The following is an 11,533-nucleotide window of genomic DNA, read 5'->3' as shown; positions in this document are numbered from 1 at the left end:
ACACCGTGTCCCACCATCCCCGACCCGCGCGCCTCGCGGCGGTCGCGGCATCCCTCGCCCTCGTCACCACCGCGCTCGCGGCGGCACCCGCCGCGGCCGCCGACGGCCCGGCGGACGCCGGCATCACCGTGCCGAAGGTCGAGAACCTTCCCGCGGACTTCCTCAGCGGCGTCGACGTGTCGTCGGCGATCGCGCTCGAGGAGTCGGGCGTCGTCTTCCGCGACGCCGCCGGGCAGCCCGCCGACCTGTTCGACGTGCTCTCGGACGCCGGCATCACCGACGTGCGCGTGCGCGTGTGGAACGACCCGTTCGACACGGCCGGAAACGGCTACGGCGGCGGCGACAACGACGTGGCGCACGCCGTCGAGATCGGAAAGCGGGCGACGGATGCCGGACTCGGCGTGCTCGTCGACTTCCACTACTCCGACTTCTGGGCCGACCCCGCGAAGCAGCAGGCTCCCAAGGCCTGGGCGTCGATGACGGTCGCGCAGAAGGCGGTCGCTGTGAAGGACTTCACCACCGACGCCCTCCAGGAGCTCGAGACCGCGGGCGTCGACGTGCGCACGGTGCAGGTCGGCAACGAGACCAACAACGCCGTCGCGGGAGTGAGCGGCTGGGACGGCATGGCTCAGATCTTCTCCGCCGGCTCTGCGGCGGTGCGCGCCGTCTTCCCGGACGCGCTGGTCGCGGTCCACTTCACCAACCCCGAGACGAGCGGGCGCTACGCCGGGTATGCCGCGAACCTCGCTTCGCGCAGCGTCGACTACGACGTCTTCGCCTCGAGCTACTACCCCTTCTGGCACGGCACGCTGTCGAACCTCACGTCGGTGCTGAAGAACGTCGCCGACACGCACGGCAAGAAGGTCATGGTCGCCGAGACCTCGTGGGCGTACACCCTCGAGGACGGCGACGGGCACGGCAACGTCATCGACCTCCCGTCGGAGGCGACGCAGTACCCGGTGAGTGTGCAGGGACAGGCGACCGCGGTGCGCGACGTCATCCAGGCGGTCGCGAACGTCGGGCCCGCCGGCATCGGCGTCTTCTACTGGGAGCCCGCGTGGCTGCCGGTGGGCCCGCCCTCGGCGCTCGACGCGAACAAGGCGCTGTGGGAGGCCCACGGCTCCGGCTGGGCCTCGAGCTTCGCCGGCGAGTACGACCCGCATGACGCCGGCCAGTGGTACGGCGGTTCGGCGTGGGACAACCAGGCGCTGTTCGCGCACGACGGCACGCCGCTGGAGTCGCTCAACGTGTTCGCGTACGCCCGCACCGGCGCCGTCGCGCCGCGCGAGGTCACGGGGGTCGCGCCCGTGCACCTCACCGTCGCCGAGGGCGACGCGGTGACACTGCCCGCCACCGTCACGGTGTCGTACAACGACGGTTCGTCGGAGGTGCAGGAGGTCACGTGGTCGGACGCCGCCGAGTGGATCGACGGCCCCGGCACCTATTCGATCGCGGGCGTCACGTCGTCGGGTCTCGCGGCGGCCGCGACGGTCGTCGTCGCGCAGAGGAATCTGCTCCGCAGCCCTGGGTTCGAGGGCGACAACAGCCCCTGGACGAAGACGGGCGCGGCGCTCACGGTCGGCGCGTGGGACGACCCGCACTCCGGCGAGCGGTCCGCGCACTTCTGGGCCGCGGGTTCCTACTCCTTCACGCTGTCGCAGCGCGTGGAGGGCGTTCCCGCCGGATCGTACGTCGCGCGCGCCGCACTGCAGGGCGACGGAGAGGATGCCGCGAGCAGCGTGCGCCTGAGCGTCTCGAGCGGGTCCGCCGAGGCATCCGTCCCGTTCTCGATGGACGGCTGGCGCAACTGGTCGATGCCGGCGACCGCACCGATCGACGTGGCCGCGGGTGGCAGCGTGACGGTGACCGTGACCGCGACGCTCGCCGGCGGCGCATGGGGCACGATCGACGACCTCGAGCTGGTGCGGGCTGCCCCGACCGGCGTCGACACCTCCGCCCTCGCCGCGGACCTCGCCGCCGCGGAGCAGATCGACCGGTCCGCGTACACGCCGACGACCGCGACGGCGCTGCAGACGGCGATCGAGCGGGCGCACATCGTGCTGTCGGCGGATGCTCCGTCCCGCACCGCCGTCGACGGCGCTACGGCCGCGCTGACGGATGCCGCCGACGGGCTCGTCGTGGTCGACGCCGCGTCCCGAGAGCCGGGCCGCGGCGTGCTGTCGCACGACAACGGCTGGGACACGGGCCTGCAGGACGGCGCGTACACCGTGCGGATGAACCTGTGGTGGGGCGAGAACGGCACGAAGCTGCGCGTGTTCGAGAACGGCGAGCGCATCGCCACCGTGCCGCTCGGGTACGGCGGCGTCGCCGCCCAGTCGGCCGAGATCCCGGTCACGGGCAGGAAGAACGGCGTCTACGTCTACACCGGGGAGCTCGTGAACTCACAGGGCACGACCGCGCTGCAGCCGGTGACCGTCACGGTCACGGACGCGAACCCGGGCAAGCCCGTGCTGAGCCACGACAACAAGGACGGCGACGGCACCTACACACTGACCGCCGATCTGTGGTGGGGCACCAACGCGACGACCTACCGTTTCTACGAAGGCGAGATCCTCGTCGGCGAGGGCGCACTCGTCGCGGCGACCCCCGGCGCGCAGCGCGCGACGCTCGCCGTCACGGGGGCCGCCCGCGGAACCCGCACCTATCGCGTCGAGTTCGCGAACGACGCGGGTGCGACGTCGAGCAAGGACCTCGCGGTCGCGGTGCGCAAATAGGACTGATCACGCGCCGATAAAGCGCACGGACGGATACGGATGCCGGGGGTCGCGCCGACCCCCGGCATCCGGTATGTTCTCGCTCAAGCCGGCGATCGGTGCGCTCTCACCGATCGCCGACGGGTGTGTGGGCCTTCGGCAACCCCCGGCGATGGCCCTCTTCCTGGGGAGGAGAAAACGCCATGTCGAGTACCCGTGTCGTCTCACTGATCGGGATCGGAGCGCTGGTCGGCGCCCTGCTGGTGCCGTTGGCCGGCGCAGGAGCGGCCACAGCCGCCACCCTGCAGCCCTCGGGTCTGCAGACCGGGTTCGAGATCGACGGGGACAAGACAGGGGGAACGCCGCCGGACACCTTCGACTGGAACTCGTTCCTCACCGCCCCGGTGCCCGACGGCAGCTACACGTTCACTCCCACGGGGCCGTACACGACCGCGGCCGGGCTGGCGTCCTCGGGGATCCTCGACGCCACGTTCGACTGGGACAACGGCAGTCTCGAAGGCGCCTGTCCGGCCACCGCCCAGGATGCGACCGGGTCGCCGGGATCCCAGACCCCCGACACCATTCCGTGGGCGCCCGGCTCGGCCAACGTCAACGACAAGGGCAACATGTGCAGCACGGGAGCTGCCTACGAAGTGGTGGTCGACGCGCAGGGAACCCGTCACGCCATCCTCTACGCGTACTGGACGCGCCTGGTCGGCAACGGCAGCCTGAGCCTGCTGCAGAACCTCGAGGGTCCGGCGGCCGGTCGCTGCGACGACGTGCTCGTGGTGTTCGACTACGAGTCCAGCCTGGGCACGGTGACCGTGCACTTCCGCCGCTGGACGCCGAACGCGAACGACGCGTGCGCGAATCCCAACGGCGCCGGCCAGTGGCTGCCCACCGGGCAGCCCATCGACTTCGCCTGGGCGGTCGGGGCCCGGACCGAGGGGCCGCCGCTCGGCAACCAGCCGCAGGCGACGTTCGGCGAGTTCGCCGTCGACCTGACCACCGCGGGCCTGTTCAGCCCCGAAGAGTGCACCACGTTCCAGGTGTCGACCGAGCTCTCGCGCACGGGATCCGACTTCGGCGCGCAGACCCAGGACTACCTCGACTCGGAAGATCCCCTCGTCCTGTCGAATTGCGGTTCGCTGAGCGTCACGAAGGACGTCGTCCCCGCGGGGTACGACTCGGACGACCGCTTCGACTATCTCGTCGACCGCGCGAGCGGCGGCATCGTGCTCCCCGACACCGGTGCCACACAGATCGTGGACGACCTCGGAATCGGCGAGACCGACACGTTCCAGAACGTGCTGGGCGCGACCGACTACCGACTGTCGGAGACGGTGGCCGCCCCGTGGCAGCAGCAGTCGGCGATCTGCACCACGACGCAGCCGGGCACCGGCGAGGAGGTCGTCTTCACGCTGACCAGCCCGACCGACCTCTTCACGGTCTTCCCGAGCACGCAGACCGACTGCGTCATCACGAACGCGACCTCGACCGTGACGGTGACGAAGCAGACGCTGCCGGACGGCTCGCCGCAGCAGTTCTCGTTCGACGTCGGCGGCAACGCGGCGACACTCACCGACGGGCAGAGCGCGACGTTCGCGTTCGCTCCGGGCACCGAGGTCGACATCAGCGAGGTCGTGCCGGACGGCTGGATGAGCGAGCCCGACATCGTCTGCAGCGACGACGGGGCGCAGATCGACCCCGCCACGGCGTCCGCGACCGTGACGACCGTCGCAGGACAGGACGTCTCGTGCACCTTCACGAACAGCCAGCTCGGCAACATCGTCATCAGCAAGGAGGCTTTCGGGACCCCCGACGACTCCGTCTTCGAGTTCGAGGGCGACTGGACGACGGGGACGCCCGCGCTACCCGACGACGGCGCATTCTCGATCAACGCCGAGACCGGCGACGGCGAGAACTACTTCACGTCGTTCGAAGGCGTCGAGCCCGGCACCTACACGGTGACCGAGCTGCCGAACCAGCACGGAACCGTCCTCGGGTCCTTGATCTGCACCATCGGCGGGCAGGACGTCGACTTCGACGACTACACGGCGGAATTCGAGCTCGCCCCCGGAGACACCGTCACGTGCTACTACGCGAACGTCACGCCCGGGCGCATCCTCGTCGTCAAGTCCACGGATCCGTTCGAGTACGACCAGGACTTCGACTTCGTCTTCACACCCGCGGAGGGTGAGCCGGTCGACTTCACCCTGAACCCGCTGCCAGGACAGGCGACATGGGACAGCGGGACGCTCGATCCCGGACAGTACGACATCTCGGAAGTCCTCGACCTGCCCGACTGGGAGCTCACGGACATCACGTGCGACACGAGCGAGGGCACCACGTGGACGCCGAATGTGAGCGGCGGCGTCGTCACGGTCGAGCTGGGTGCAGCGGGCGTCGCCGAGTGCGTGTTCACCAACACGGCGGCACCGGTCTCGCTGCAGCTGGAGAAGACCGCGGTCGACGTCGCCGACGGCTTCCCGTGGTCGTTCGACTTCGAGCTGACCGATGAGAGCACCGGCGACGTGCGCACCCTGACCCTGTCGTCGGAGAACCCGTCGATCGAAGTCACCGACATCGTGCCCGGCGCGGACTACAGCCTCGTCGAGGTCGCGAAGGCGGGCTGGGCCGGAACGCTCGACTGCGAAGTGGTCGACAACCGCGCCGAGGACGGCTGGCAATTCACCCTGACGCCGGGCACCTCCTTCTCCTGCACCGCCGAGAACACGGCGGCTCCGGCATCCGTGTCGGTGACGAAGACCGTCACGGGCGTGACGGACGACTACGAGTGGTCCTTCCCGTTCACGCTCACGCCCTCCGAGGGCGTGACGCCGGCGGGTGGCGCCCAGGCGATCTCGGGCACCGGCCCCGGCGCCGAGACGGCGACATGGACCGGCCTGCTCGCGGGCGAGACCTACACGATCGCCGAACAGCCCGTACCAGGGTGGACGGCGGGCGCCCTCACCTGCACCGGCGTCGACGACACGAACCCCGACCCGGTGGCGGTCACCTTCGTCGCCCAGCCGGGTGGCGAGATCGACTGCGACATCGAGAACACCCCCGACTCGATCGACATCACGATCCACAAGGCGGCCCGCGGTGGGGACGCCACGTTCCAGTACGTGCTCACGCCGATCGACCCCGCCGGCGAGGCCATCGTGTCGTCCGTCGTCACCGAGGGAGGCTTCGGCACAGCCACGTTCACAGGCCTGACGGCACGCACCCTGTACTCCCTCGCCGAGCGAGATCTGCCGGGCTGGATCGAGGGCGAGCTCTTCTGCACCGTCGCCCACGCCGGTGGTGACGTCGACAGCCTCGACGTCACGGGCTTCCGCGTGGAGCCCGGCGACCAGATCGAGTGCGAGATCGAGAACTCCGCGGTCGGCCGCATCGTCGTGGTCAAGAACGTCGAGGGCGCCGATGCCGTGTTCGACTTCACCGGCACGTGGCTCGATCCGGAGGACTTCTCCATCGAGACGTCCGAGGGCACCGGGTCCGCGACCTTCGAGGACGTCACCCCCGGCGAGTACGAAGTCACCGAAGTCACGCCCGACGGCTACGACAACACCGACCTCGTCTGCGTCGACGGCGACCCCGAGGGCGGGGCGTCGACCGACGTGGACCTCGTCGGGCTGATCGTGCTCGATCCGGGCGAGACCGTCGTCTGCACGTTCACGAACACGCAGTGGGGCTCGCTGGTCGTGGACAAGACGACGCTGCCGTCCGGCTCACCGCAGGAGTTCGACTTCGAGTGGGGTCCCGGCGGTGAGGCGTTCACGCTGACCGACGAGGCCGACCCGTACTCGACGGGGCTCATCGCTCCCGGCGAGTACACGGTGACCGAGACGAGCGAGCTCGAGCGCTGGCTGCTCGACGACATCGAGTGCGTGGGCTCCGCCGGCGATCCGGTGATCGAAGGCTCGTCGGTATCGGTCGAGGTGCCGCTCCAAGCGGCCGTGTACTGCACCTTCGTCAACGCCTACCTGGCACCCCTCGAGATCGACAAGACGGTGACGTCGGGCCCGACCGAGCAGGCGGACGGAACGTTCGCGGTCGCGTACTCGGTGACGGTCACCAACCCGGGCGGGCTCTCCGACGCGTACGACCTCGACGACGAGCTCCGCTTCGGCACCGGCATCACCGTCGTCGAGGCGAGCGTCTCGTCGGTCGAGGGCTTTCCCCTGAACGCGGGCTGGGATGGTCTCACCGACCTGCGGATCGCCACGGGCATCACGATCGACGGCGGCGCGACGCACACCTACGAGGTGCATGCCATGACGCGGGTCTCGTCGACGATCACGACCGATCAGGCCGACTGCACGACCGGATCCGGCACCGAGGGCACCGGGCTCCTCAACGCCGCCACGGTGCTCTTCACCGACGGCGAGGCCACCTCGACCGCCTGCGCGCCGGTGCCGGCGGCCCTCCCGCCGACGGGTGTGACCCTCACCGCGCTGTGGGTGGGGCTCACGATGCTCGCGGGCGGTGCGATCCTGTTCGCGATCCGGCGGCGGCGCTACCCGCGCACCGACAGCGCGGCCTGATAGAGCTCGCGGCTGGAGTGTCCGGTGAGGCCGGACACTTCAGCCGCCGCCTCCTTCAGCCGCGTCCCGCCGCGGACGAGCTCGAGCACCTGGGTCACCGCGTCGGGGAAGGGGACCCCGCGGGCGGGCGCGCCCTCGACGACGATCACGAGCTCACCGCGCACGCCGGTCTCGGCCCAGGCGACGAGCTCGCCGAGGGGGGCGCGCGCGACCTCCTCGTGCAGCTTCGTCAGCTCACGGCACACCGCGGCGCGGCGGTCCGCGCCGAACGCGGCCGCCATGTCGGCCAGCGTCGCCGCGACACGCGACGGCGCCTCGAAGAAGACCATCGTGCGCGGTTCCGAGGTCAGCGCGCGGAAGGCCGCGGCGCGCTCCCCCGCCTTGCGCGGCACGAAGCCCTCGAACGTGAAGCGGTCCGTCGGGAGCCCCGACACGGCGAGTGCCGTCACGACGGCGCTCGGCCCGGGGATCGCGGTGACGTCGACGCCGGCCGCCGCTGCCGTGGCGACGAGCCCGTAGCCGGGGTCGCTCACGGTCGGCATCCCGGCGTCGCTCAGCACGAGGACGTCCTGCTCGCGTGCGAGCTCGACGATCTCGGGCGCCCGCTCCTTCTCGTTGTGGTCGTGCAGCGCGATGAGCCGCGGGCGATTCGCGATGCCCAGGGCCGCCAGCAGGCGCTGCGTCGTGCGGGTGTCTTCGGCAGCGACGACGGTGGCCTCTTCCAGGGCCTCGACGAGCCGGCGGGACGCGTCCCCGAGGTTTCCGATCGGGGTCGCCGCGAGGATGATCACACCCTCAGCCTAAACTTGGCCGGGTGACGGATGCCCCGCGGCTCGAGGCCGATCAGCCCGCCGCGCCGCTGAACCCCCCGGCACGACCGAGCCTGTACGACCGCTTCGCCCGCCGGCTGAGCGAGGACGCGCGCGCCCGCCGGCTGTACCGGTGGCTCGGCCCTGCGATCGTCCTCGTCATCGCCGCGGTGCTGCGGCTGTGGAACCTGGCCACCGCGCGCGACCTGATGAACCAGTTCGACGAGACGTACTACGTCAAGGACGCCTGGACGCTGCTCAACCTCGGGTACGAGGCATCCTGGCCCGGCGGCGCCAACGAGAGCTTCCTGTCGGGTGACGTGAACGTCTTCACGACCAACCCGTCGTTCGTCGTGCACCCGCCGCTCGGCAAGTGGATCATCGCGCTCGGCATGGCGGTGCTCGGCCCCGGCTCCGGGTGGGGCTGGCGCATCACGACCGCGCTGCTCGGCATCGCCTGCGTGCTGGTGCTGATGCTCATCGCCAAACGCCTCACCCGCTCGACGACCTTCGCCGTGGTCGCGGGCCTGCTCATGGCCGTCGACGGTCTCGCGATCTCGATGAGCCGCATCGCGCTGCTCGACACCTCGCTGACGTTCTTCGTGCTGCTCGCCTTCCTCTTCGTGCTGCGTGATCGCGAGCGCACCATGACGCGGATCGCGCAGACCGTCGCCGCCGGGTACGACGGTGATCGAGCGCCCTCGTGGGGACCCGTCCTCTGGAACCGGCCGTGGATCATCGCCGCGGGCGCCGCGCTGGGCGCCGCGAGCGCCGTGAAGTGGTCTGGCGCGTGGGTGCTCGCCGGGCTCGGAATCTACCTCGTCGTGACGGACGCGCTCGCGCGGCGCCGGGCGGGCGTGCTGTTCTGGCCGACGGATGCCGTGCGCCAAGGGTTGGTCATCTTCGTGCTGTTCGTGCCGGTCGCGGTCGTGGTCTACCTCGCGTCGTGGACCGGCTGGCTCGTGACCGACGGCGGGTATGACCGCCACGCGGGGAGCAATCCGCTCGAGAGCCTCTGGCTGTACCACGTCGCGATGTACAAGTCGACGGCGGGGATCACCTCGGGCCATTCGTATGCGAGCCCGGCGTGGCAGTGGCCGCTGCTGTGGCGCCCCACGGGGGTCTACTACCACCACGATGCGCTGGGCGTGAACGGCTGCACCGCCCCGAGCGGCTGCGTCGACGTGATCTCGACGATGCCGAACCCGCTCATCTGGTACGCCGGCGTCGCCGCCGTGCTCTACCTCGCATACCGCTTCGTCGTCGTGCGCGACTGGCGCTACGCGCTCGTGCTCACCGGCGTCGCCGTCACCTACGTGCCGTGGCTGTTCCTTCCCGGGCGCACGATCTTCCAGTTCTACACGGTGCTGATCCTGCCGTTCATGCTCCTCGGGCTGACCTTCGCGCTGAAGGACATCGCCGGTCCGCCCGCGGCCGACTCGTACCGACGGCTCACGGGTCAGCGGCTCGTCCTGGTGTTCCTCGTGGTCGCGCTGACACTGTCGGCGTTCTGGTACCCGATCATCTCGGCGATGACGGTGCCCTACGACTTCTGGCACATGCACATGTGGTTCAACAGCTGGGTCTGAGCCCGCTTCACGCCGGCAGGTCGGCGACCTCCGTGACCGGGAGCCGGCAGGCGAAGTCCCGGCAGTCGTACGCCGTGGGCAGTCCGTCCCGCTGGGTCTTCTCGGCGAACAGCTCGAATCCCGCACCGGTCCACGAGGTCGCCTGCTGCGGAGAAACGATGCTCACGACGTCGGCACGGATGCTGCGCGCCGCCGTCGCGAGCGCGGCCCGGGCGTCGTCCGTCACGACGACGACCTGCCGCGGCGCAGCGGCGAGACTCGCGGCGACCCGCAGCAGCGCGCCGTACGCGAGCGGCTGCGCGAGGGCAGCGGGTGCGTGGGAGGAGATCAGGCTCTCGGCGATGCCCCGGTAGGCGTCGCCGGCGCCCAGCATCCAGAGCGCCGCGGCGGCCTCCGCGACCGCGGCGGGACCGGACGGCTCGTCGGCGTCGGAGGCGGCATCCGGTGCTCCGATCCCCTGGCGCGACAGCACCGGGTCTCCGCCACCGGGAACCGCCACCCGCCCGTCGGGGCCGACGCACGCATCGACCAGCTCGCGCGCCCGCGCGGCGTACGCGACCTCGCCCGTCGCGACGGCGAGGGCGATCAGGCCCGCGGCGAGCTGGCCGTGGTCGGCGAGGGTGGCGTGAGCCCGCGACGGCACCTCGTCGAGTGACGCGCGCAGCAGACGACCGTCCGCCGTGACGTTCGTCTCGAGCACGGCGTCGGCAGCCCACCGCGCCGCCTCGATCCAGGACGCCTCGCCCAGGCGCGCACCGGCGCGTGCGAGGGCGCCGACGGCGAGGCCGTTCCAGCCGCTGACCACCTTGCCGTCGACGGCCGGGGCCTCGAGACCCGCGCGGTCCGCGGCCACCCGTGCGTAGTAGCCGCCCTCGCTGCGGGCGCCGCCGATCCAGGACTCCGAATCCTGCGCCGCACCGAACCCGCCGCCGGGCTGCTGCAGCACGTCGCGCAGGAACGCCGCGCTGCCGCGGGCGATGTCCTCGCGCGCGGGGACCGCGTCCATCGCGACGTCGAGCAGCTGGGCGTTGTCGGTCAGCATGCGTTCGTAGTGCGGCACCGTCCAGTCGGGTCGCGTCGCGTACCGGAAGAACCCGCCCTCGACGGCGTCGCGCAGCGGCGACGCGGCCATCGCGCCGAGTGCCCGGTCGGCGACGACGGATGCCTCGGCCGCGTGTTCGCGGACGACCCGCGCCTGGAGGAAGCGGAGTGCCGTCGCGACCGGGAACTTCGGCGCCCCGGCGGAGGGGTCGCCGAATCCGCCGTGGAGGGGATCCTCGCGCGCGGCGAGCGCACGCGCGGCGCCGGCCAGGTCATCGGCCGAGGGGACGGAGGAGTCCTCGGTCGGCGCGGATCCGCGGACCTCCGCGAGCGCGCCGGCTACGGCATCCGCCGTCTCGTCGATCTGCTCGCGCCGCTCGGTCCAGGCCTCGTGCACCGCGGCCAGCACCTGCCGGAAGGCCGGGATGCCGGCGCGCGGCTGCGGCGGGAAGTACGTGCCGGCGTAGAACGGCCGCCCTTCGGGCGTCGCGAACACGGTGAGCGGCCAGCCCAGGCTCGGCGAGAACGCCGAGGCCGCGGCCATGTACGCCGCGTCCACCTCGGGGTGCTCTTCGCGGTCGACCTTGATGGACACGAAGCCGGCGTCGAGCTCGGCCGCGGTCGTCTCGTCCTCGAACGACTCCCGTGCCATGACATGGCACCAGTGGCACGTCGAGTAGCCGATCGACACCATGACCGGCACATCGCGGCGTCGCGCCTCGGCGAACGCCTCCTCGCCCCACGGGAACCATGCGACCGGGTTGCCCGCGTGGGCTCTCAGGTACGGGCTCGTCGCTTCCGCGAGGCGAGGGTTCACGGCATCCGCT

Annotated in this window: 5 protein-coding genes; 3 read left to right on the top strand and 2 right to left on the bottom strand. The window is 71.2% G+C overall.

The annotated features are described in order from the left end of the window. Positions 1-5 precede the first annotated feature (5 nt). Together ACFQ7C_RS03525 and ACFQ7C_RS03520 are read left to right on the top strand one after the other, a co-directional pair. On the top strand, positions 6-2,735 hold the full coding sequence (locus tag ACFQ7C_RS03525; protein WP_378897977.1) for a glycosyl hydrolase 53 family protein: 2,730 nt from the start codon (positions 6-8) through the stop codon (positions 2,733-2,735). A gap of 182 nt (positions 2,736-2,917) precedes the next feature. Continuing rightward, positions 2,918-7,267: a hypothetical protein gene (locus ACFQ7C_RS03520; RefSeq protein WP_378897974.1), complete on the top strand. Its 4,350-nt coding sequence runs from the start codon at positions 2,918-2,920 to the stop codon at positions 7,265-7,267. Here ACFQ7C_RS03520 and rsmI read toward each other — a convergent pair. After that, a complete protein-coding gene (rsmI, locus tag ACFQ7C_RS03515) occupies positions 7,240-8,058 on the bottom strand; it encodes a 16S rRNA (cytidine(1402)-2'-O)-methyltransferase (protein ID WP_378897971.1) in 819 nt (272 codons plus the stop codon). The genes ACFQ7C_RS03520 and rsmI overlap by 28 nt on opposite strands. Positions 8,059-8,081: 23 nt before the next feature. Between rsmI and ACFQ7C_RS03510 the strand changes: the two genes are divergently transcribed. Then, the gene (locus ACFQ7C_RS03510; RefSeq protein WP_378897968.1) at positions 8,082-9,665 is read left to right on the top strand and encodes a dolichyl-phosphate-mannose--protein mannosyltransferase; all 1,584 of its coding nucleotides are present in this window, start codon (positions 8,082-8,084) and stop codon (positions 9,663-9,665) included. A gap of 7 nt (positions 9,666-9,672) precedes the next feature. Here ACFQ7C_RS03510 and ACFQ7C_RS03505 read toward each other — a convergent pair whose 3' ends face one another. Then, a complete protein-coding gene (locus ACFQ7C_RS03505; RefSeq protein WP_378897965.1) occupies positions 9,673-11,523 on the bottom strand; it encodes a thioredoxin domain-containing protein in 1,851 nt (616 codons plus the stop codon). Between the last annotated feature and the right edge of the window lie 10 nt (positions 11,524-11,533).

This window comes from Microbacterium sp. NPDC056569 (assembly GCF_042793475.1).
Classification (GTDB): Bacteria; Actinomycetota; Actinomycetes; order Actinomycetales; family Microbacteriaceae; genus Microbacterium.
This window is presented reverse-complemented; position numbering and strand designations above follow the sequence as displayed.

What these genes read in the sequence shown, in the direction of transcription:
- ACFQ7C_RS03520 (WP_378897974.1), top strand. Translation starts at nt 2,918, where the DNA reads ATGTCGAGTACCCGTGTCGTCTCACTGATCGGGATCGGAGCGCTGGTC.